At 68.3% G+C, this 22,439-nt stretch carries 20 protein-coding genes and 1 tRNA gene; 6 read left to right on the forward strand and 15 right to left on the reverse strand.

Translation table 11 applies throughout. The features are described 5' to 3' along the window. Together GOAMR_RS11315 and GOAMR_RS11320 are read right to left on the reverse strand one after the other, a co-directional pair. Positions 1–684, reverse strand: a 684-nt coding sequence (locus GOAMR_RS11315) for an FAD-dependent oxidoreductase (protein ID WP_005187329.1), incomplete at its 3' end; no start/stop codon positions are given. Positions 685–725: 41 nt separating this feature from the next. After that, complete coding sequence (locus GOAMR_RS11320; RefSeq protein WP_138943684.1) at positions 726–4,715, reverse strand: nSTAND1 domain-containing NTPase; 3,990 nt, start codon at positions 4,713–4,715, stop codon at positions 726–728. A gap of 405 nt (positions 4,716–5,120) precedes the next feature. Between GOAMR_RS11320 and GOAMR_RS11325 the strand changes: the two genes are divergently transcribed. After that, positions 5,121–5,870 carry an ABC transporter permease subunit gene (locus tag GOAMR_RS11325; RefSeq protein WP_040515036.1) on the forward strand — a complete coding sequence of 250 codons (750 nt, stop codon included), beginning with the start codon at positions 5,121–5,123 and terminating at the stop codon, positions 5,868–5,870. Beyond that, positions 5,867–8,254: an ABC transporter ATP-binding protein gene (locus tag GOAMR_RS11330; protein ID WP_005187339.1), complete on the forward strand. Its 2,388-nt coding sequence runs from the start codon at positions 5,867–5,869 to the stop codon at positions 8,252–8,254. Before GOAMR_RS11325 ends, GOAMR_RS11330 begins: the two co-directional genes overlap by 4 nt. Here GOAMR_RS11330 and GOAMR_RS11335 read toward each other — a convergent pair. From GOAMR_RS11335 to GOAMR_RS11370, 8 genes are all read right to left on the reverse strand, one after another. Next, positions 8,251–8,547: a hypothetical protein gene (locus tag GOAMR_RS11335; RefSeq protein WP_005187340.1), complete on the reverse strand. Its 297-nt coding sequence runs from the start codon at positions 8,545–8,547 to the stop codon at positions 8,251–8,253. The two genes, GOAMR_RS11330 and GOAMR_RS11335, sit on opposite strands and share 4 nt — an antisense overlap. A gap of 36 nt (positions 8,548–8,583) precedes the next feature. Beyond that, positions 8,584–9,264 (reverse strand): lysophospholipid acyltransferase family protein, encoded by a 681-nt coding sequence (locus GOAMR_RS11340; RefSeq protein ID WP_005187341.1) that lies wholly within the window; start codon positions 9,262–9,264, stop codon positions 8,584–8,586. 80 nt (positions 9,265–9,344) lie between these two features. After that, the gene (locus GOAMR_RS24770; protein WP_170319149.1) at positions 9,345–10,595 is read right to left on the reverse strand and encodes a hypothetical protein; all 1,251 of its coding nucleotides are present in this window, start codon (positions 10,593–10,595) and stop codon (positions 9,345–9,347) included. A 137-nt stretch (positions 10,596–10,732) separates the two neighbouring features. Continuing rightward, positions 10,733–11,173 carry a MarR family winged helix-turn-helix transcriptional regulator gene (locus GOAMR_RS11350; RefSeq protein ID WP_005187343.1) on the reverse strand — a complete coding sequence of 147 codons (441 nt, stop codon included), beginning with the start codon at positions 11,171–11,173 and terminating at the stop codon, positions 10,733–10,735. Further along, on the reverse strand, positions 11,173–12,327 hold the full coding sequence (locus GOAMR_RS11355; RefSeq protein WP_005187344.1) for a CE1758 family FMN-dependent luciferase-like monooxygenase: 1,155 nt from the start codon (positions 12,325–12,327) through the stop codon (positions 11,173–11,175). Before GOAMR_RS11355 ends, GOAMR_RS11350 begins: the two co-directional genes overlap by 1 nt. A 168-nt stretch (positions 12,328–12,495) precedes the next feature. Further along, complete coding sequence (locus tag GOAMR_RS11360) at positions 12,496–13,539, reverse strand: pirin family protein (RefSeq protein ID WP_005187345.1); 1,044 nt, start codon at positions 13,537–13,539, stop codon at positions 12,496–12,498. Between the two features lie 30 nt (positions 13,540–13,569). After that, positions 13,570–13,890 carry a GNAT family N-acetyltransferase gene (locus tag GOAMR_RS11365; RefSeq protein ID WP_005187346.1) on the reverse strand — a complete coding sequence of 107 codons (321 nt, stop codon included), beginning with the start codon at positions 13,888–13,890 and terminating at the stop codon, positions 13,570–13,572. Positions 13,891–13,905: 15 nt separating this feature from the next. After that, a complete protein-coding gene (locus GOAMR_RS11370; RefSeq protein WP_005187349.1) occupies positions 13,906–14,406 on the reverse strand; it encodes a carboxymuconolactone decarboxylase family protein in 501 nt (166 codons plus the stop codon). 108 nt (positions 14,407–14,514) lie between these two features. On the opposite strand from GOAMR_RS11370, the gene GOAMR_RS11375 reads away from it, so the two are divergent. Further along, the gene (locus GOAMR_RS11375) at positions 14,515–15,747 is read left to right on the forward strand and encodes an NADH:flavin oxidoreductase (RefSeq protein WP_005187352.1); all 1,233 of its coding nucleotides are present in this window, start codon (positions 14,515–14,517) and stop codon (positions 15,745–15,747) included. 109 nt (positions 15,748–15,856) lie between these two features. Further along, positions 15,857–16,480 carry a class I SAM-dependent methyltransferase gene (locus GOAMR_RS11380; RefSeq protein ID WP_170319150.1) on the forward strand — a complete coding sequence of 208 codons (624 nt, stop codon included), beginning with the start codon at positions 15,857–15,859 and terminating at the stop codon, positions 16,478–16,480. On the opposite strand, the gene GOAMR_RS11385 is transcribed toward GOAMR_RS11380, so the two are convergent. Continuing rightward, positions 16,450–17,646 (reverse strand): hypothetical protein, encoded by a 1,197-nt coding sequence (locus GOAMR_RS11385; protein WP_138943687.1) that lies wholly within the window; start codon positions 17,644–17,646, stop codon positions 16,450–16,452. The two genes, GOAMR_RS11380 and GOAMR_RS11385, sit on opposite strands and share 31 nt — an antisense overlap. A 53-nt stretch (positions 17,647–17,699) precedes the next feature. On the opposite strand from GOAMR_RS11385, the gene GOAMR_RS25350 reads away from it, so the two are divergent. Continuing rightward, positions 17,700–17,987, forward strand: coding sequence for an SDR family NAD(P)-dependent oxidoreductase (locus tag GOAMR_RS25350; RefSeq protein WP_005187360.1), 288 nt, complete (start codon positions 17,700–17,702; stop codon positions 17,985–17,987). Positions 17,988–18,075: 88 nt separating this feature from the next. Here the strand turns inward: GOAMR_RS25350 and GOAMR_RS11395 are convergent, their stop codons facing one another. The 4 genes from GOAMR_RS11395 to GOAMR_RS11410 form a co-directional block, all read right to left on the reverse strand. Continuing rightward, a complete protein-coding gene (locus tag GOAMR_RS11395) occupies positions 18,076–19,188 on the reverse strand; it encodes a DUF3320 domain-containing protein (protein WP_005187365.1) in 1,113 nt (370 codons plus the stop codon). Between the two features lie 111 nt (positions 19,189–19,299). Then, the gene (locus GOAMR_RS23630) at positions 19,300–20,175 is read right to left on the reverse strand and encodes a zeta toxin family protein (protein ID WP_005187375.1); all 876 of its coding nucleotides are present in this window, start codon (positions 20,173–20,175) and stop codon (positions 19,300–19,302) included. Continuing rightward, positions 20,172–20,438, reverse strand: coding sequence for a hypothetical protein (locus GOAMR_RS25135; protein WP_005187378.1), 267 nt, complete (start codon positions 20,436–20,438; stop codon positions 20,172–20,174). Before GOAMR_RS25135 ends, GOAMR_RS23630 begins: the two co-directional genes overlap by 4 nt. Positions 20,439–20,525: 87 nt before the next feature. After that, positions 20,526–20,608 (reverse strand) — tRNA-Leu (locus GOAMR_RS11410). Positions 20,609–21,203: 595 nt separating this feature from the next. Between GOAMR_RS11410 and GOAMR_RS11415 the strand changes: the two genes are divergently transcribed. Beyond that, positions 21,204–22,331 (forward strand): FHA domain-containing protein, encoded by a 1,128-nt coding sequence (locus GOAMR_RS11415; RefSeq protein ID WP_005187381.1) that lies wholly within the window; start codon positions 21,204–21,206, stop codon positions 22,329–22,331. The last annotated feature ends 108 nt before the right edge of the window (positions 22,332–22,439 follow it).

The following is a 22,439-nucleotide window of genomic DNA, read 5'->3' on the forward strand; positions in this document are numbered from 1 at the left end:
GCGGGCGTACACGTCGAAACCTTCACCGGTGAGGGTGTCGACAAGCCGCGCACCGTAATCGGTGACGTTCTCGGCGCGGGTACAGGTACACACCGACGCGCCGAACGCAGCCGCCGTGCGGGCCAGCCCCACCACGAGGCGGGCGTCGTCGACGAGCTGGCCGTCGACAGAACTCCGCGCTCCGCGCAGCCCCTCACGGCGCACCTCGGGGAAGAGCCGGATGGTGTCGAGGGCATCGATCCGGGCCGGCGGCGGCATCAGCTCGTACGGGGTGCCCGACGCCTTGCGCAGCCCCTTGGCCAGCGAGGTCCCGAGCCGCACCCGCATCGCCCGCGGCTCCGGACCGTACAGGGGGTAGACGTGCCGCAGCGGCGACACGAGGTGCGGGGCGATCGCCGTCATCAGGATGCGCCGTTCCCGCGCGCACTCCAGCACCATCGGCAGGTGCCCGGTGGTGAGGTAGCTCAGCCCGCTGTGCAGCAGCTTGTTGCTCCATCGCGATGTACCGAAGGCCAGGTCGTTGGCCTCCACCAGCGCCACCCGCAGCCCGCGCGAGGCCGCGTCGAGCGCGACCCCGGCGCCGGTGACCCCGCCACCGATCACGAGCAGGTCCAACGGCGACTCCCGGTCGGCGAGAGCGGCCAGGTCGGCGCGGCGGCGGGCGGCGTTGAGGCTGGTGGTCACGAGCCGAGACTAACCGCTCACCGGCGGGATGAAACAGAGCCTCAGCATGTGTCGGTGTCCGCATCGTGCGGCAGCAGGTCCGCTGCCTGCTGCTTTGTCAGCGGCGGGGTGGTGGCGCAGATCCATCGCTTGGCATCGTGCACGTCGATGACCTGCCGGTACAGCGATCCCGAACTGTCCCCGGAGGTGAGGATCGCCGCGTCGGAGGTGACCGACGGCGCGAGCTGCCAGGCCGGCACCGGGTCGGCCTGCGGCATCAGCGGCACCACCGCGGCCGCCGGCCGCCAGCCCTTGTCACCGAGGGTGAACGTGCGCAACTGATGGGTACTGGTGCCCACCACCACCCGCGTCGGGGTGATCGACAGTGTCGCCGCGTACAGCTCCGACAGCCGGGCCCGTTCGGTGGCCTTGCCGGCCGCCTTGTCGATGCGCCAGGCGCTCAGGTCGCGGGAGGCGAGCACGATGGTGTCGTCCTTGGTGAACGCGACCTGTGACGCCGAATTCGAATCCTCGATCACCACAACGGGTTCGGTGGGCTGGGTGGGCCGCACCGCGGTCAGGTCGTAGATGTAGGTGTTGCCGTCGTCGGCGCTCACCGCGAGCATGGTGCCGTCGGTGTTGAACGCGATACTGCGGATCAGGTCTTCCGGACCGACGAGGTGTCCGGAGATCGCCTGCGGTGCACCGGCATTGCTCACGCTCCACAAGCGGACCGCAGTGTCGTTGATCCCGGCAGCGAGCACATCCGACCGCGGCGAGAACGCCAGCGCGGAGGTGTATCTGGTCTGCGTGGTGATCGAACCCGCCGCCCGCGGCCGGCTCGGGTCGGCGATGTCCCACAGCTGCACCGTGCCGCCGTTGTTGTTGGCGGTCGCCACCCGCGTGCCGTCGTGGTTGACGCTCAGACGCGGTTTGTCGTTGACCTTGCGCTGCATGGCGATCCGGCCCTGGAGTTCGATGTCGGCGCCCTTGGCGGTCCACACCGACAGCATCGCGTCGGTGCCGGTGCTCGCGATCACCTTGCCGTCGCCGGAGGTGTCCAGGCTGCTGATCGCGCCGCCCTGACCGGTGAGGACTCCGGACGGGAAACGCCACAGGTCGATCAGACCGTCGTCGCGGCCCACCACCATCGACGACCCGTCGGGGCTGACCGCGCCGGCGAACGTGCGCAGCGTGCCCTCAGCGGGCGCGTTCTGCATCGACCACAGCGTGCTCGGCGCCCGCGCGTCCACCGTGTTCCACACCTGCACACTGCCGTCGAGTCGCGGCGACATCACCCGCAGGCCGTCGGGACTGAAACCGATCCACCACGATCCGCCGGGGGCATGCGGCAGCGCCGAACTCAGCGGCCGTGGCCGTTGCGGGTCGGCGACATCCCAGATCTGGGCGTTGGAACTGTCACCGGTGACGGCGAGTTCGCGTCCGCTCGGGCTGAACGCCACCGAATGGGTGATCGACGGAAAACCGGTCAGCACCGGTCCCGCCTCGACGGGCAGCGCCGGGTCGGCCACGTTCCACAGGTGCACCACCTGGTCGTCGCCACCGCTGGCCAGGATCGCGCCGTCACCCCGGTACGACAGGGTCCGCGCCGGACCCGAATGCGCGCGAAGCACATTCGCCGGCCGGTCGGCCACCCGCGACCCGGTCACCCGGAACAGCGCAATCGTCCCGTCGTCCGACGACGTCGCGAGCTGGTCGCCCCTGGGCGAGAACCTGGCCATGTACACCGTCGATCCGTTGCCCGGTTTCAGCGTCGACACCAGATCCGGTTTGCGCACATCGGAGATGTCCCACACCCGGACCAGCCCGTCACCGCTGGACGCGGCGAGCAGCGGCCGCGTCGGATGAATGGTCACCGCGGTCACGAAGTTCTTGAAACCACGCAGTGTCGCAACGGATGTGAGTGGCGATTCGGCGTCGCCCCCGGTGGCCCACAGCCGCACGGTCCGGTCCCCGCTCGCCGAGGCGACCAGATCACCCTGGCGCGAGTACGCCAGATCGTAGACCGCGGACGTGTGCCCCGGCACCGAGGTGGCCAGCGGCGACGACATCGCACCGAGGATCCGCTCGGAGATGGTCTCGTCGTTCGGGTACAGCTTGTTCCCGGACAGCAAAATCCGCGCCGCCACAGAAGGATTCGCCGACTGCAGGCTCAGCACATTGGACGTCAGCGCCGTGTGCTCGGCGGCGTTGCGCTGCTTCTCCAGGTCCCGGGCCTGCCGGATCGAGATACCCGCCGCGATCATCGACACGACGGCCAGCACGGCCACCGCCCCGATGGCGATGGACCGCAATCGCCTGGTGTGCTTGCGGTCGTCGATGGCGTCGTCGAGGAAGCGATCGTTGTCGGCGGACAGCAGATTCCGGTAGTTCTTGTTCACCTGGTCCCGCTGCAGGAGCGAAAGTTCCAGCCGCGCACCGGTATACAGGAAGGACTTGTGCCGATCGGCCTCCACCCAGGCATCGGTGTCGACGTCGAGCTGCTGGCGCCACACCAGCGAGTCCTTGCCCGCGATGATCCAGCCGCGCAGCCGGGGCCAGGCCGTGAGCACCACGTCGTGGATCAGCATGATGACCTCGTCGGACACCGTGATCAGCCGCGCCTGCGCGAAGATGTCGACGATCTCGGAGACGTCCTCGCCGAACCGGGTGCCGACGGTCGCCAGATCGAGCGGGGCACGCAGCGCGGCGCCGTCGGCGCGCACATGCACCAGCGCCATCAGCAGGGTGCGGGCCAGATCGCGGTCGTCCTCACCGATCGATGACCACGCGGCCTCGGCGGTGTCGGCGACGGCGCGGGCGATACCGCCGGCCGCCCGGTAGCCGGAGATCGTCATCCGGTTCCCGGTGCGCCGCGACCAGGTCACCGCGAGCACGTGCGCCAGCAGCGGCAGCCGGCCCGCCCGGTCACCGGCGTCGGCGGCGGCATGCAGATCGTTGAGGAGCACATCGGCCAGTCCGGACTCGATGCGGCCACCGGCCAGCTTCACCGGCGCGGTGATCGCGGTCCGCAGCTGGGTGTCGGACATCTCGGTGACGATCACGCAGTGCCGTTGCCAGGCGCGGGCGAGCGTCGGGAACTCGACGCAGTGGCCGAAGAAGTCGGCGCGCACACCGATAACGACGACGCCGGTGTCGGTGGCGTACTCCTCCAGGGCTCCGACGATGCCGCGGACCGCATCGTCGGACAGGGTGAACACGCTTTCGAACTGGTCGATGACGAGGATGCGTTCGAGCCGGGCGGCGACGGCCCCGGCGGGTTCCGAGGCCGCCGGTCCGCCGGTGTCCTCCGGCGACTCCTCGTCCGCGTCGCTCTCGGCGGTCGCATCGTCGGGGACCGAGTCCTCGTCCGGGTCGATAGCCGGGTCCGGGGCCACGGAGGCTTCGGGATCCTCGGCGGCCGGGTCTGCGAGGCTGATGACCGCGCCCTCACCGTCCGGGCCGGTGCTCCGCAGACCGTCGTCGTCGATGGTCGCGGTGCGCGGCGAGGGGATGCCCTCGGCCCGGGCCAGGCCGGCGCCGAGCAACGACGACTTACCTGAACCGGACACCCCGGCGACGATCACCACGCGCGGCCCGTCACCGACGGCGGCCGCCTCCCGGATGGTGGTGGCGAGTTCGGCGATGAGGTCGTCGCGGCCGAAGTACACCTCGGCGTCGTCCTCGGTGAGCGACGACAGACCGGCGAACGGCCGCAGATCCGACGATGCCTTCACCGGTGCCGCGTCGTCGTCGGCATCGTCGGCGGGGGTCCACAGGTGCTTCCAGTCGGGGATCGCCAGCACCCCGGTCTCGCCGGCGCGGAGCGCGCGGGTGGTGAGCCACACCAGCAGCGGTTCGACGGTGGAGAACTCACGCGGCAGATGCCTGCCGTTGCGCCAATCGCTGATGCGCTGGGGCGAAACCGACACCCCGTTCCGCGAACAGCCCGACGACGCCGCGCGCAAAGTCGGATTGCCCGCACGGACAAACAGCCGGGCAAGTGCCTCACCGAACGCCGCCTCCCGGCGACCCACTCCCTTACCTGCCACCAGGCCAGCGTAGTGATGCACCCCACCGGTGCGCGCACCCGATGCCGGTGACGACAGTCATATCCGGCGGTCCGGGGTCCGGTCCGGATTTTCCAAAATCGCCGGCACCTGCGGTTTTGCCGCCGTTTCGGGTGTGGGGGTTGGCTGTCGCCCGAACGGCTGGTCAACTTGTTCCCAAGCAACGAACGGCCGCCGGGACCGCGCAGCACGCGGTGTCGTCGGGGCACCGAAGTCGGGGGTGCGTGACCGGCGGCCGACGTTGCATCAACTTCCCGGGGGGTCGGGACTGGTTTCTCCACCACCTGTCAAGCGTTGGATTCGCCCCTGTCAAGCGTTGGATTCTCGGCTGTCGGCAACGCGCTCATAGCTCGGTCACGGGCACCCCCGCTCGGTAGCGTCGGCCCGATGACTGCTCACCTTCGTCACCTGCTGACGACCGTCTCGGTGCCGGCCGTCGGGTCGCTGCTCGCGATCGTCGTGGCCGGCGCGCTCGCCCCGGCTCCCGGGGCCGATGCCTCCGCGCGACCGGGAGACGGCATCGGGTCCGCGACCGTCCACACGCTGACGCTGTTCCTCCTCGCCGCCGCCGTGGCGGCACTGACCGCGGTCGTGGTCGCCGTGACGGCGCCGGCAGTACCCGTCGTCGGCGCCCTCGTCTCGGTGGCCGCCCGGGGGCTGCCGGTGGTGATCGTGGCGTCCGCCGCGATCGTGGTCGCCGTGACGCGCGAGGGGCCGGTGCACCCGCTGCCGCTCGGCGTGGTGCTCGCCGCACCCGCGGGTGTGGCGATGGCCGCCCGGCTCACCGATGCGCTCACCGACGAACAGCGGCAGACGTCGGTGACGATGGCCCGCACCCTCGGCGTCGCCCCGCGGCGGCTGGTGTTCGGGCGCGCCCTGCCCGCCGCCGCACTAAGACTCGTGCCCGCGTTCGCGGCGACCCTCGCCTGGCTCGCGGTGGCGGTCCTGGCCGCCGAAACGCTCACCGGACGATCCGGGCTGGGTCCGCTCACCGTCGACGCGATCGCCGCCGATGACACCGCACGGCTGCAGGTACTCGCGGCGGTGGCGGTCGCCCTCGTCGTGGCCGCGTGGCTGCTGGGTTCGATGGCGCGGACCGTGGCCGATCCCCGCGTCCGTCCGGCGGAACGGCCGTGAGCGCTCCGGCGGTGCTGGCCGCCGCGGGTCACGACGTCCTGACCGCGGTGGCCGGTGTGGCCGTCGGAGCCGTGCTGGGCGGTGCGGGCGGATTCGCCGCCGCCCTGTACGGCAGGGCGCGGCCGGGACGTCGCATCGTCGACGGCGCGGCCGTTCCGGTGGCGGTGGCGGTCGCGCTCGCCGTGGTTCTGATCGCCGGTCCGGGTCTGGGGACGATCCTGACGCTGGTGGCTGTGGTGACCGTCGTGTCGTTCGGGTCCCGGACGCGGCGGCGCGCGGCCGAGGTGCTGTCGCGGCCGTCGGTGGAGGTCTTGTTCGTCTCCGGTGCCCCGACAACGGCGATCGTCGGCAGGCAGGTGGCGCCGATCCTCGCCGCTCCCCTGCTCCGCGATCTGCTCACCGCGCTGTCGGCCGGGGTGTTCGTGGCCGCCGTCGCCGGCTATGCGGGCCTGGGTGGTTCCGGTCTGGGTGACCTGTTCGCCAGGCGGATCGCCGGCGACGACGGTCTGCTCGACGTGCTCGCCCCGCTGCTGGTGGCCGGGGTGCTCGCCCAGCTCGCCCGTTCCGCGACCGGCGCCGTGCCCGTGCCGGCATCGTCTCAGCCCGCGCTCGCCCTCACCGGACCGGACGGGGGGACACCGGACGGGGGAACACCGGACGGGGGGACAAAGGTGCGGCGTTCGGCGCAACCGGTGGACTCCTTCGGCGACGACGACGGTTTCACCCTCAGGCTGTACTCCCACCCGGCCCTCGACATCGACCATCTGGCAATCGATTTCGCCGGCACCCGACCCGCGGTGAAGAATATCTCGCTGCGGGTGGATCGCGGACAGATCCTCGCGCTCGTCGGTGAGACCGGTTCCGGGAAGACCATGACCGCGCACGCCGTCATGGGTCTGCTGCCGGCGGCCGCGACAGCGACCGGATCGATCCGGGTCGACGGTATCGAGGTCCTCAATTCGCAGGCACCCGAACGGTGTTCACCGACCGATGCGGCGTCGGCGCTGCTGCTGCGCGATCCACGGGCCACCCTCGACCCGAGGCTCACCATCGGCGCGCAACTCGGCGAGGTGCTGCGTACCCTCCGCGATGTGTCGCGGCGCGACCGCCGTGCCCGGACGCTGGATCTTCTTGATCTGGTGGACTTTCCGGACCCGCAGCGGTACGTCGATGCCTACCCGGGGCAACTGACCGCCGGCGACCGGCAACGGGCGGCCATCGCGCTCGCGATGGCGACCGATCCGGCGCTGCTGGTGGCCGACGAACCGACGTCGACCCTCGACACCGGTGAGCAGGCGGCGATCCTGGCGCTGCTGCGCCGCCTGCGCGATCGCACCGACGTCGGAATCCTGTTGATCACACACGATCTGGGTGTGGTGGCCGATATCGCCGACCGGGCCGTCGTGGTGCGGCGCGGCGAGGTGGTGGAACGGGCGGGCGTCTTCGAATGGTTCGCCCGGCCCAGTGCCGACTACGCCAGGCGGTTGCATGCGATCACCCCCAAACTGCCGGCCGCCACGTACGGCGACGACGGCCTGCCCGAGTTGCGGACGCCGATCCTGGAGGTGAACCACCTACACGTCGGCCCGACCCCATTGCGCGCCTGCGACCTTCAGGGACGCAACGTGATCCCCGCACTACGGGACGTCTCGTTCCGTATCGGACCGGGGTCAGCCCTCGGGGTGGTCGGCGAATCCGGCTCCGGGAAAACAGCTCTCGGCCGGGTCGTCGCCGGGCTGACACCGATCGGGTTCGGCCGCATCGCCGTCGACGGAACGGACCTGGCCGCGATCGACAGGCGCGGGTTGCGGGAGCTGCGCCGGCGGGTGGCGCTGCTGCCGCAGGATCCGGCCACGACGCTCGACCCGCGGCTGACCGTCGCCGAGTCCGTCGCCGAACCGCTGCTCCTGCGCGGCGAGGATGCCGGGGCCGCCAGGTCGCGTGCCGCCGAGCTGCTCGACGCCGTCGGGGCGGGTGGGCGGTGGGCTGACGCCCGGCCCGGCGAACTCACCGACGGACTGCGCCAACGGGTGTCTCTCGCAAGAGCATTGGCGCTGCGCCCCGACCTGATCGTCACCGACGATCCCACTCGCGGCCTCGACGTGTCGGTGCAGGCGTCGTTCCTGCGGCTGTTCACCGACCTGCGCAAGCGCTTCGGGTTCGCGGCACTCTACAGCGGACACGACATCGCCGTCGTCGCCCAGGTCAGCGACGACGTGCTCATCCTGCGGCGCGGGCGCGTCGTCGAATCCGGGCCCGCGCGGCGGGTGCTGACCGTGCCGGTGGAGGACTACACGCAGCGGCTCGTCGACACCGTCCCGTACCCCGATCCGGTGGTGCAGCGGGACCGGCATGCGGCCGAATCCGGAAGTCCGTGGGTCTAGGCGCGAGAGGTGGCGGCGTAGGTGGCGCCCGCCGACACAGCGGTGACCGCGAACACCGCGGGCCAGGCGCCGATCTTCTTGGCGAGCGGATGCGAGGCCCCGAACGCGCCCAGGTAGGTGCCCAGCAGACCAGCCGCGACGGCCGGTGACTGGCGCGCCCATTCCCGTGTGGCGTACGCGCCGGCCGCGCCGAGGACGACACCGCCGAGGGGACGATTGCCGCTGAACCGGGCGGTGGCGTAACCGCCGATCAGACCGGCCGCGACAACGGGAACCGTGGGACTGAAAGCCATGGACCTGAGGATAGCGGCCCGAGGATAGCGGTCGGCTCAGCCGAGGGAGTAGATGCTCCAGCGCAGATCCCGCAGCAGGTCACCCGGTGTCGGGTAGTTCTCCGGGTCGAGGGGCGTGCCGAAGTAGAGGGTGACCTTCTTGCTGCGGTCAAAACTCTTGCCTTTACGGAACTTCTTGAGCGGCAACAACTCATTGGATCCGACAATCCGGACCGGGATGATCGGGGTGCGGGTACGGAACGCCAGCACCGCCACCCCCGGCTTGAACCGCACCGACTCCGCCGGCGGCACCACCCGGCCCTCGGGATAGATGATCACCGCACCGTTGTGCCGCAGCGCGTTCTCCATCCGGGCCAGGGCGTCGTTGCCCGAATCGGCGTCACCGCGCCGCACGGGGATGAAATCGCCCTTGGTGACCAGGAATCCGACGATCGGCCACTTCCACAGCTCGGCCATCGCGATGGCCTGCGCCCGGCGGCGCAACGCTCCCCACAGGAACACCCCGTCGAGCATCGAGATGTGGTTGGAGGCGAGGATGACCGGCCCCGACGACGGCACGACACCGCGGTTCACCACCCGGACCCGGACGATCTTGAGGCCGGCGATGATCCGCAGGATGCGCCGGATGAAGCGGGTCCACAGACCCGCCCGGAAACTCAGGCCGGCGGGACGGGTACCCCGAACGGGAGCGTCGAGCTGGGGCTGGTCGTCGTTCACCGTCCCGACACTATCGTGGCACGCCCCGCTCGGGCGGCGGCCATACCCGGCCGGCATTCACCCGAACGACGACCGTGCCCTCACCGCCGTTTGATGATGCCCGCGAGGCCGAGGATCGCCATGACGATGCCGAAACCGAGGGTGAGCCACAGTCCGTACCCGACCTTGTGCTCGGTGAACGCCGACGACGCGTCGTTGATCTCGCCGATATCGGCGAATGCGATCAGGGCGAGGGCCAGACCACCGAGCAGGGCCAGGATCCCGGACACCGGATGCATCGCCGACACCTTGCGGATAGCGACGCTCACCAGTGCGAACACGGCCACGACGATCGCGATGATCAGGGTGAGCACGCCGTCCTTGAGTTCCTCGTTGTCGGGTGTGATGTCCTGGATGTCCAGGCTGCTGTCGACCGAGACCTTGCCCATGCCCGAGACCGTCACCTTGATGCCTTCGGCCTCGGACACACCCCACGGCAGGAACGCGGCGGCCGCGACGATCAGCGCCGCCAGCAGCGTGAGCGCGGCGATCAGCGACACTGCACCCGACATCCGGGTGCCGCCGGGTGCGCCGGGGCCCTGCGGCGAGCCGAACCCAGCGGTGCCCATTGCCGGGCGGGCGTCGGGCGCGTACGCGGTCTGCTGAGGCGGATAGGCGGCGCCGGGCTGATCCCCGTACGCCGTCTGGGCGTACCCGGACGGGTGGGGCTGGGCGACCGGGGGTGCGGACGGCTGACCGTATCCCGCTGCCCCCGAAGCCGGCTGACCGTACGGAGACTGGCCCGAGGACGGTTGACCGTACGGGGACTGACCATAGGGGGCCTGGCCGTAGGGCGACTGCCCCGACGGGGATTGGCCGTACGGAGACTGGCCGTATGCGGGTTGTCCGGATGGGGGTTGCCCGGTGGGTGGCTGCCCCGGCTGAGGCCGGCCGTACTGCGACGATGTCGGGCCGATCTGCGTGTGCCCGTACGACGGATCCGCCGGGGACCCTCCCGGTGGAGACCCGGCCGGCCCGATCTGCGTCTGGTCGTACGGCGACGGACCGGGTTGGGCCGCACCCGGGTGGGGCGGGCCGTAGGGCGACGGCCCGGGCTGGGACGGACCGGGTTGTGGGTGGCCGTACGGCGACTGACCCTGGCCGAACGGCGACGGGCTCATCTGAGTCGGGCCGTATGGTGTGTGGCCCTGCGGCGACGGTGGCTGCCCGCCACCCGAGTGCCGGCCATCGGATGCCGACGGCCCCGACCCCTGGTCAGGACGCTCAGGTGCGGGTGGATTGTCCTGCCCCTGCCCGGACGGTGGCCGGTGGTACGGGTCCGGATGGTTCATGTCCAACGTCCTGTTCCGGCTGTCTGTCAGCCAAGATGCCGATTGGCCTGACGATAGACGAGAACCGGTCGGTACGCCCCCGTTGTGCCCGCATCGATTCGGTAGTCCTGCGGGCCGTTTTCCTCGGGGGTGCTGACCTAGTGGGCGAGTTTGCGGCAGAGGGTCTCCAGGAGCCGCAGCTCCTCGGCGGACAGCCGGGATCCGATGAGCCTGGCGACGTCGACGGCGTGTCTGCCGCCGACGCGGCGCTGCGTCGCCCGGCCGTCGTCGGTGAGCGAGACCAGCACGCCGCGCCCGTCCGCCGGATCGGGTTCGCGGTGGATCATGCCGCGCTCGGCGAGCCTGTCGAGGAGCCGGGACAGCGCGGGCTGGCTCAGCAGCACCTGCTTGTTGAGTTCGCGGGCGCGGATCGGTCCGTCCCGCTTCGACAGCGTGTACAGCACGTCGTACTCGCGCATCGATACCTCCGACCATCTGTCAGCGGCCGAAACCCCTTTCAGCACAGCGGCATGTGCGGTCAGCAGCGACTCCCAGGCGTCGTTGGCGAGTCTGCTCGTCGACCTCGGGTCCGGGGCCATCAGGCGTCCAGATAGGGTGAGCCGCCGGTGACGTTGTCGCCGCGGTTGGCGGCCGGGCGGGCCTGGCGGACCGGACCGTCGCCGTAGCGGGCACGCACCAGCGACTCGTGCGTCGGGGCGTCGGCCGAGGCCGGGTCGCGACGGGCGTCGAGCTCCTTGCGCAACACCGGAATCACTTCCCCACCAAGCAGTTCCAACTGGTTCAGGACAGTCTGCAAGGGCAGTCCGGCGTGGTCGATGAGGAACAGCTGACGCTGGTAGTCGCCGAACGCATCATGGAAGGTGAGGGTCTTGTCGATGACCTCCTGCGGACTGCCCACCGACAGCGGCGTCGACGACGCGAATTCCTCCAGCGACGGCCCGTGCCCGTACACCGGCGCTTCGTTGAAATAGGGCCGGAACTCGCGGTAGGCGTCCTGGGAGCGCTTGGCGATATAGGCCTGACCACCGAGTCCGACGACGGCCTGCTTGGCGGTGCCGTGTCCGTGGTGCTCGAACCGTTCCCGGTAGAACTCGATGAGCTGCCGGGAATGCTCTGTGGGCCAGAAGATGTGGTTGGCGAAGTAGCCGTTGCCGTAGAACGCGGCCTGCTCGGCGATCTGCGGGGTGCGGATCGAACCGTGCCACACGAACGGCGGTACACCGTCGAGCGGACGCGGTACCGACGTGAAACCGTTGAGCGGGGTACGGAATTCGCCCTCCCAATCGACGACGTCCTCCCGCCAGAGCCGGTGCAGCAGGTCGTAGTTCTGCAGCGCGAGAGGCAATCCCTGGCGGATGTCCTGCCCGAACCACGGATACACCGGCGCGGTGTTCCCGCGGCCGATCATCAGATCCATCCGGCCTTTCGAGATGTGTTGGAGCATCGCGTATTCCTCGGCGACACGGACCGGGTCGTTGGTGGTGATCAGGGTCGTCGACGTGGTCACCACGAGGTCCTTGGTGGTGGCGGCGATGGCGGCGAGCAGGGTGGTCGGTGAGGAGGAGAAGAACGGCGGGTTGTGGTGTTCACCGATCGCGAAGACGTCCAGACCGACCTCCTCGGTCTTGCGGGCGATCTGCCCGATCGCGTCGATGCGCTCGGCCTCGCTCGGCGTCTCGCCGCTGACCGGGTCGCGGGTGATGTCGCTGACCGAGAAGACTCCGAACTGCATGATGACTCCCTGGGTTCCAGTGCGTTGGTTTCGATGCGTTTGCATACATCTCCAACGCTGCGGGGCGCGGAGTATTCCCGGCACCTGCCCGAAACCCCACCGATACGGGTCGGCATCGACATAGTTGCGATGCCGACCCGTATCGGTGGGGTTTGGGACGATCTTCGGTCAGGGCCGGGCGTGTGGGGGCGGGTTTCGTCGGGGGCGCAGGGGTGTCGCCGGCAGTTCGGGTGCCGGTAGCCACGACATGCCCTGGGCGTTGCGGTTCGGCCCGCCGAGGCCGACGTAGTCCTCGACCCGCCCGAACCGGTCTCCTCCGGCCTGCCACTCGTCCCGGAACTGCCGGATTTCGTCGGTCGAGCGGCCGAGGAAGTTCCAGAACATCACCAGTTCCTCGGTGAACGGGGTGCCGCCGAGCAGTACCAGCCGGGCAGCGTCGTCGCCGGTGTTGGCGAGGTGCAGTGCCGTGGCGCCGATACCGGTGTAGCCGATGGTGTCCTTGGGTACGTGCACACCTTCGAGCAGAACCGCGTCGCCGGTGTCGACGAGCAACCCGTGCTCGAAGTCGGGGTCGACGTCGAGGGTGACCGAGGTGTGCGGGTCGAGCCGCACTTCGGCGCCGAGCAGCGGGGTGTGCGTGGTCACCGGAGACGTGCTACCCAGCAGCGATCCGATGAACACCAGCGCCGACCCACCGTCGAAACGGGTGAGCGGCGGTTTGTGGTTCTCGAAAGCCCGTGGACTGTTCCGTGATTCGGATGGCAGCGCGATCCACAGTTGCACGCCGTGCAGGACGGTGGTGCCGGCCGTGGATGTCTCCGAATGGCAGATCCCGGCACCGGATGTCATCAGGTTGATCTCGCCGGGCAGCACATCAGCCGCCACTCCACCCGAATCGCGGTGCGCGATGGTGCCTTCGAACAGCCAACTGGCCGTTTGCAGTCCGGTGTGCGGATGTGGAGCCACATCCATTCCGCCGGACGCGGTGACGTCGTCGGGACCGTAGTGGTCGGCGAAACACCACGCTCCGATGGTGGATCGTTGACGCTGCGGCAGGGTACGCCGCACATTCATCGCGCGCGGGCCGCCGAGCGGAACGTCGCGGGCGGTGATGATCTCGACGGGAACCCCTCCGTCACAGACCGATTCGGGTCCGGGTGCGCCGCCGTCGGCGCAGACGAACGCGGCCGGGTCCATCTCCGTATTGCTCATGGGCTGTATCCTGCTGGGCTGGTGCCGGATTCAGCGCACGAGCGCGAGATGCTCGGGTGTCGCGTTCGTCGTCGACGACTGGTAATCAGGGTGCTTCTGCACCCATCCTTTGACGTAAGGACACACCGGCACAATCGTTTTCCCGGCTGCGATGGACTCGTCGAGGGCCTGTTTCACCAGCTTCGACGCGAGTCCCTGTCCGCCGAACTCGTCGCCGATCTCGGTGTGGTAGAAAATGCGCTCGGCGGCGCCGGGAACGTCGCGGTAGGCCGTCAGACCGGCCCTCGTGCCGTCGACGTCGATGGTGAACGCGCCCTCGTCCGGGGTGTCGGTGACAGTTACTTCACTCATGGTGTGGTCCTCTCCTCATCCTTTGTTCTTCGGTGTGCTGCGTCGTTTCACGGGATGCTCGGACATGATCGAGACCCGGTTGAAGGCGTTCATCAGGATCGCCGACCATTCGACGGCGGCCAGCTGGTCGACGGTGAGGTGCCGCCGGCCTGCCCGGATCGCACGACGGCGCCTGCGCGGACTCGGCAGCGACGTGATCGTCAGGCCCAGATCCAGAATGGCGCGCTGCCGGTCGGTGAACAGCGCCGACTCTCCCCACACCGGCAGGGCGTCGAGAAGCTGCTGGTCGGCGCCCGCCTTCCGCGCCCGGCGGGTGTGCAGGTCGGTGCAGTAGGCGCAGCCGTTGCGCTGGGAAATGGCCACATTGAGCAGTTCGATGTCGACGCGGTCGAGTCCGGCGGCCTCGCAGGCATCGCTCACCTGCCCGGCGACATCGCCGAGGGCGGCGAACACGTCCGGGTTCGTCTTGTCCAGGAAGGGTGGCCGATCGGCCTGCGGCCGCGTTGGTGTGGTCATCTGTACCTCCTGGCCACCGTAACCTCACCCGGACACGAACTGTTCCCGTTCGGAGCTTCCCGAAGCCGGTGATGGTGCCGGATCGCCCCAATATGAGAACGTGTTCTCATGCACAGCCCTGCAGCCCCCGCCGACCCGTTCGCCTCGGCGACCCTCGGCCCCCTGACCCTGCGCAACCGGCTGATCAAGTGCGCCACCTTCGAGGGCATGACCCCCGACGCGCTGGTCACCGACGAGCTCATCGACTTCCACCGCACCCACGCCGCCGGCGGCGTCGCGATCAGCACCGTCGCGTACTGTGCGATCTCCCCGGAAGGCCGCACCGACCGGCACCAGATCTGGATGCGTCCCGAGGCGGTGCCGGGTCTGCGCCGGCTGACCGACGCCATCCACGCCGAAGGCGCGCTGGCCGCCGCACAACTCGGCCACGCCGGCGCCGTCGCCAACTCGGTGTCGAATCGGGCAAAAGCACTGGGGCCGAGCCGGATTCCAGCGCCCATGGGAATGTCGTTGACCCACAAAGTGGGTATCGACGAAATACCTTTGCTACGAGCGAAATGCGCCGACGCAGCCAAGATCGCCGTCGACTCCGGTTTCGATGCCCTCGAAATACACTGCGGCCACAACTATCTAATCAGTTCGTTCCTGTCCCCGCTGCTCAACCGCCGCCGCGACGCCTACGGTGGCTCGCTGGTCAATCGGGCACGGCTGGCGCGCGAGGTCCTGGAGACGGTGCGCGAGGCCGTCGGGCCCGACGTCGCGGTCTGGGCCAAACTCAATATGTTCGACGGCGTCGGCACCCCCGGCCCCGGCCGTTCGTCCACGCTGGGCGGCTTCAATATCGACGAGGCGTGCCAGGTGGCGCGGTGGATGGAATCCGACGGCTTCATCGACGCCATCGAACCGACCGCCGGGTCGTCGCTGCTGAACCCGATGTACCTGTTCCACGGCCAGGCGCCGAGAAAGGCGTTCGCGCAAGCCTTTCACGGGGTGATGAAGCTGGGTCTGCAAGCCGGTGGTCCGCTGTTCCTCAAGCAGTACCAGTACACCGACGCCTACCTGCTGCCACTGGCCCGCGAGCTGCGCAAGGCCGTCGACCTGCCGCTCATCCTGCTCGGCGGTATCACCGGTGTCGACTCGATGACACTGGCTCTCGCCGAAGGGTTCCAGTTCATGGCGATGGGACGCGCCCTGCTCCGCGAACCCGACCTGCCGCTCATCCTGCAGAACGACCCCACCGCCCACTCGCAGTGCACCCACTGCAACCTGTGCATGCCCACCATCTACTCCACCACCCGCTGTCCGATACGCACCGGCGAGGTCACCGGATCGGGGTGGTGACGTGTGGTCTCCTCGTGGAAAGATCTCGGGGGCCATCGGTGTGTGATGCTGGGCCTGATCCTCGCCGCTTACGGATGGAGGTTTGGTGGAGCAGCCGGGGTATGACGCGATGGCCGACATCTATGCCGGGACATTCTCCGAGGCGTTTGGCACTCCTCTCGAACAGCGGGTTGTCGATGTGTTCGTCGATCTGCTCCGGGACGGCGATGATCGGCCGATGGTGTGCGATATCGGTTGCGGAACAGGTCATATCGCCGGATATCTTTCGGTCAGCGGGATCGGTGTCGTCGGGATCGACCCCAGCCCGGCGATGCTTGCGCACGCACGGCGCGGCTATCCCGGCCTCTCATTTGTCGACGCTGATGCATGGGCGTCGGAGGTCGCGTTGGAGGACTGTTCCGGGGTCATTGCCCGGTTCAGTCTCATTCATGTTGAACCCCAACAGGTTCGGCAGATTCTGGCCTCGTGGTTTCGGCGACTGACTGAAGGAAGCCTCGTCCTGATCGCCTGCCAGGGCTCCGACAACCCTGGTGTTCACGAGTTCGATCACGCCGTGGCCCGCGCCTGGCGCTGGCATCCCGACACCCTCGCCGACGCACTCACCTCCGCCGGCTTCACCGAGGTTTTCCGGACGGTCAGTCGTCCGGGCGAAGGTTTCCACCGGTTTCCCGAAGTGCATATTGTTGCGAAAAGGTCAGTGGCTCAGGGCAATGGAGATGACGTTCGGTCGTAGACCATGACATAGCGGGTGGCGTACAGACCATCGTGGACCATGTTCTGGACGCGGGTCAGGGTATCGCCGTCGAGGTGGAGTTCCTCGACGATCTCCGGATCCAAGTCGTAGCGTGCCTCGTTCCGGGCGCCACCACGCTCGAGTTCATGCGCGAACACATACGTGCGGCCGTCGACGATGTCGAGGTAGCCATGGAACGGACTGCCGATGTGGCCGTCGGCGACGTCGAGGATCTCGATACCGGTGTCGGGGGTGAGGAGCTCGAAGAAGGTGGCGTCGGGGCGGATCGTCAGAATCACCTCTCCCGGAACCGATACCGGCGCAGCATCCGATGATGGCCGCAACCGGCCGTCGACATTCCGGCCGTCGAGCCAGTCGTCACCGCCGTCTCCCGATTCGAGTTCGATCTCGGAATACTGCCAGGTGCGCATCCGCCAGCTGCCGACGAATTCGTCGCCACACGTGCCGGTTTCGTGTTCGATGGGATAGATCCCGGCGACCTCAAGTTCCGAGACCTCCACCCACTGCGGCTCATCGCCGGGAGTCGCCTCGGCGACCACCCGCAGACCACCGCGCGGGTCGGGCACTTCGTCGACGACAATGAGTCGCTCCGGTGATCCATGACGTCGCGCGATTCTGCCTGCGAGGCCCTGGTGTTCGATGTCCAACTGCAACCAATCATCGCGTTCGGCCGGCTGCACATCGTCACCGAACAGCGTGCCGAGAACGAACTCCGGGTCGTCGTCGACGAGCGACCACCAGTTCCACTTGTGCCCCGCCGGGCCGGTGAACGCAAAGTGCCGGACCGTCCGCGTCGCGCGATCGGCGGCGAGGACCAGGTTCACCGGATACGCATCGGCCGCCAGTCCCCGGGTGAACTCCTCGCCATAGTTTTCGAGTTTCTCCGGAAGGTCATGACCACCACTGCGCCAACGATTCTCGACGAAGTACCGCTGACGCCACGACGTGGTTCCGATCGACGGCCGGTAGGTGATCAGTACCGCACGTTCCCAACCCGCCGTTTCCGCCACCGCCTCCTCGAACCGTTCCCGCTCCTGCGCGACCCGCCGCTCCGACGACAAGGGATGCGGAACGAACTCCGGCGTCGCGAACACGGCGTCAACGATCTCCTGGGACAGTGGCTCGGTGGCGAACTCGTCAATCACGTACGCCACCCTAACGGAATCACTGTCCGTGATGCCGACGTAGGACATCCATCGTGACTGATCTGCTTGCGGACAAGGTCGCCGTCGTCACCGGCGGAGGCAGCGGCATCGGCCTGGTCACCGTCGAACGATTCCTCGCCGAGGGTGCGAAGGTCGTCATCGCCGACATCCGCGACGATTCCGGCACCGCACTGGCACCATCGAATCAGCCACTGCCATCAGCCCACGACACCGTCGCCTCACATCTACACGCAGCCGACGATGTCGAGGCGGTGATCGCTACTCGGCCTGACTCGCGAAAAAGCCGATATGCCCGAAGGTTACGCAGCGCAGGCCGTTGATCCTGTATCGCCGGCGTCCCAGCCTGCGGGCTCCGAACACGCCCACCTTCAACGGCCCCACCGCCCATCGCACATGGCCACCGGAAGATCACAGCAGCGCACGGGCTTTGGCGAGATGAGCGGCGAACTGCTTGGTGCGGCGCTTGCGGCCGAACGTCTGCAGGGTGGCGGCATCGAGCTCGCCGTCGCCGAATCCCGGATTGAGGCTGTGCAGCAGCCGCATCGCGTTGGCGATCTCGACCGGACTGATCTCAGTGAACGGCCGATCGACGGTACTGTCGTTGGGCCGGAACTCATTCCATGACTTCGGGTCGAGGCCGGAAGGCCAGACGAACTTGTCGCCGTCGACGAACAGGTCCGTCTGCTTGATCTGATAGACCAGTTTCTGCTCCCGTTTCGCCCGGAGGCGTTTCATCCCGAAGGAGGCCGCGGTGAGCTGCGCGAGGCGATCGAGGTGGATCGGGCCCTCGACGTCGGCGATCTCCGTGGCGACGGCCCGAACCTTTTCCTTCGCAGCCTTTTTCGGTAGATCATCGAGCACATCCACGTCACCGACCAGCACGACCGCCCAGGGCTGGAACTCGGCCCGGCCCGAACCGATGGTCGGGGTGTCGGCGTCGTCGGGTCGGGTCAGCACCGAGGGGTCCGGCCGGACGATCTCGGTGTCCGGCGCCGGGCCACCGATCGGGACCGTGGGTTCGGCCGGCGGTGTGACGGGTGCGGAGAAATAGCCGGCGTCGACCTTGTCCGCGACGAGAGCGAAGAACGCCTCGTCACGAAGCCCACGGGCCGCCGCCGCACCCTCGTCGTCGCCGAGACGTTCCAGCAGCCGGACAGCGAAATCGTTTGTCCGCCAGGCGTCCAGAGTCGTCAGATCGTCGTGATGCGCCCACCTGTTGCGGACGATCCGCAGTTCGTTGCCCAAGGTGCTGACCAGTCGCGAATGATCGTCGAACGGAAAGCCGAGCTGGCCCAGTCGTTCGGTGAGCATCCGCAACTGCGACTGAAGATCGTTGGATGTGTACGTCTTCGGTGGCTTGTTGGACATCTTGTCGAGCTGGGTGAGGATCGCCGGCCACGGCAGACCACCGAGGCTCGGCTCGAGTACGCGGCCGATGATCGGGTCGAGCCGGGTCGCGAGATGAGTCAAACCCTCGTCGATGCAATGGCGCGGCTTGAACGCCTGTGATGTGGTTGCCATAGTTCTCCTCTCGCCGCTGGTTGTCGAGAAACCCGCATGCCGGACTCTCTGCTTCGGGCAGGACTCTATCGGGGACCAGTGACAATGGGCGGCGAACAGTTGCCCGAGGATTCAGGCTCTTGCGTCGAACATCTCCGACCGGAGGACTCGAAGATCGGCGACGATCGCGGTCTTGTCGCAGCGCAGGAAGGTTGCCTCGAACCGGTCGAGGAGTCCGAGAAGGTCGCCGGTTTCCTCGGGTGAGGGCGTCGACTGCTGTGCGTTTGCAACGGCATCGACGATCCCGGACAGATCCCTGTCTGCCGCCTCGGCCACGACCTGCCCCGTCACCGAGTAGGCGGTGGCACCCGCGAACACACCGGACCGCACGATCTCCGCGACGGAGGCCGGCAGGGTGCCGTACGACGCGTCGTGGGCGGCGGGCAGGGTGTAGCGGCCTTGGCCGTTGCTGCGGAGCTGGTCGTGGTAGCGGCCGAAGATCCTTGTGCGGCTGATGAAATGGTGGACAGCCTGGACGTGCAAGTGGGCAGCGAAACCTGCCGCGGTGAATCGTCGGGCGGTCTCGACGGTCAGCTCGGGGCGACGGAAGGTGCCTTCGAGGATGACGTGCGGCCTCATGCGGACCGCCCAGGCGATGGCCTGCTCCACCCAGCGGCCGGAGTCCAGGTCCGTATAGAAGGCGGCGGCCTCGTCGTCGATGGTGAGAAGCCGATGGAACGCCGGGTGGTGAGGGCGGAAGTCGTCGCCGATGATCGCTGCCACCGCCCCAATGCCCTCTGCGCCGATATCCTCTGCGGCGATGATCGCGGACATGACCGAGGCCTGAACGACGGACTTGCCCGCGCCCGGCTGGCCGCCGAAGAAATGGACGACCGGGTGATCGACACCCGCGACGCCGGCGAACTCGGTGGGGACGATGCGTTCGTCGAAGATCCGGCGGCTGTCGGCGTCGCTCAGCAGGTACTGCTCGCGGTCGCGGGTACTCATGCCGTCCCGCCCGCCTGCCGCGCGGCGCGGCCGTGGTCCAGCAGCAGGCCCGTGATCGTGACGGCCGCGGGGTTGTCGGGGGTGAGGAGGCGGCGAACGGTGGCCAGCCTGGCGACCGCCTCGAGGTGTGCCCGGCCCTCGGGTGAATCCTGGCCGACCGTATCCATCGCCTCGGTGTGATGGGCGATCTCGATGTTGATCGACTCGCGCAGGCCCTCGAACCCGATGCCGCGCATCAGTATCTCTGCGAACGCCTCCGGCATACAGGTCCCCCAACCTCATTGCGCCTACGTACGACTGCCCCCATACGACGAGAGCCGGATTGCTGTTGCAATCCGGCTCTGCCAGTGTGGGCGAAGGGGGACTTGAACCCCCACGTCCCGAAGGACACTGGCACCTGAAGCCAGCGCGTCTGCCATTCCGCCACTCGCCCGTGGCTGCCCGGTCAACTGGGATGTCGTTCGGACTGGACGACGATAGCAGGGTGTTCGGGAGGATCGCAAAACGGCTGGTCAGGGCGGGGTGCGGGGCGTCGTGCACCGGGTGTGGCAAGAGGTGGGGGCGTCATGGCTGTCGGGTCACCTGACCCTTCGAGACCCTCGCTCGTTCCTCGCTTCGGCCTCAGGGATCAAGAATTGTGGTCGCGTCGGGGCCGGGTCAAGAAGTGTGGTCGCGTCAGGGCCGGGTCAAGAAGGGTCGTCGCGTCCGGCGCTGGAGCGAGATGGTTGGTGGGGTGGTCGGGTGGATGACGGGGATTGCACTCGGGAATCAAGCACGCCAGCATGTTTGTTCATGGCGGGGAGCAGGGATGAATGTGCGCGGATTTGCTGTGCATTGCGAATTTGTGATCGCGAATCGTACCAATATGCCCTGGTGAAGTGGGGCTGAAGTTGCATATGGTGCAGATGTTGACTTGACGGGGTGATTTTGGCAGGGAATCGTTATCATTTGACGAGGCGTTGTGCACTCATGACACGCCAACCGTTGATAACGACTCGACATACGACTCGACGCAGGAAAGGAGCGGGATGGGTTTCTTGGACCGGATCGAGCGCAAGCTCGAAGGCGGCGTCGAAGACGGCTTCGCCCGCGTCTTCCCGGGCCGGGTCGCACCGCAGGAGATCGAGACCGGCCTCCAGCGGGAGGCCGAGGAGTCGCGAGAGAACCTCGGAGACGGGACCGTCCTGGTCGCCAACCGGTACAACCTGCAGCTCAGCTCGGCCGACTATGCGGAGATCGCCGCGGAGTACGAACTGAACCGAAAGATGTTTTCCAAGCATCTGGACACGTACATCCGCGACAATGGCTGGCAGACGTACGGACAAGTCGTGGTCGAGTTCGCAGAGACCCCGGCGCTACACATCGGTATCTTTCGTGTTCAGGGGGCAGTGGACCCCGATGCCCGACCCCGGCCGATACGGCCACCGACCCAACCCGCGCCTGCACAACCGGCATCCCAACCGGGACCGGGGAGCGAGCCACAACCACCCGCAGCACCACAACCCCATGGTGCGAACCGACAAGTAGGAGCTCCACAGATGTCTCAGGAATCCGGCTACGACCAGCGCCGCAGCGCCGCCGAACCCGGCTACGGGCAGGGCCAGGAGGGCTACTACGGCCAGCAGGGCTATGACCAGGCCGGCTACCAGCAGGGCGGGTACGACCAAGGCTACGGCCAGCAGGGCGGCTACCAGGGTTACGACCAGGGCGGCTACCAGCAGGGCGGCTACGACCAGCAGGGCTACGACCAGGGCTACCAGCAGGGCGGCTACGACCAGGGCTATGGCCAGCAGGGCGGCTACCAGCAGGGCTACGCACCGCAGGGCGGCTACGACCCCGCCTACGGGCGCCAGGCGGCCGGCTACGCCCCCGCGGCCATCACCCTGTACCTGGAGGACGGCAGCAACCGCACCTTCCAGCTGCGTGAGGGCTCCAACGTCATCGGCCGCGGCCAGGACGCCCAGTTCCGTCTCCCCGACACCGGTGTCTCGCGCCGGCACGTGGAGATCCGCTGGGACGGCAGCGTCGCGATGCTGACCGACCTGAACTCCACCAACGGCACCACGGTCAACGACCTGCAGGTGTCGAGCTGGGAACTCGCCGACGGCGACCGGATCCGCGTCGGCCACTCCGACATCTCGGTCCGCTTCCAGTAGCTCCCCGCGCGGCCTCCCGCACCCGCGGTGCCCGGCCGCCGTCATCCGGCCGCTGTACCGTCGGGGGGCACCCACGCAGGTCGCCGTCAACGCGCGACCTGCGCAGAT

This window comes from Gordonia amarae NBRC 15530 (assembly GCF_000241345.1).
Lineage (GTDB): Bacteria > Actinomycetota > Actinomycetes > Mycobacteriales > Mycobacteriaceae > Gordonia > Gordonia amarae.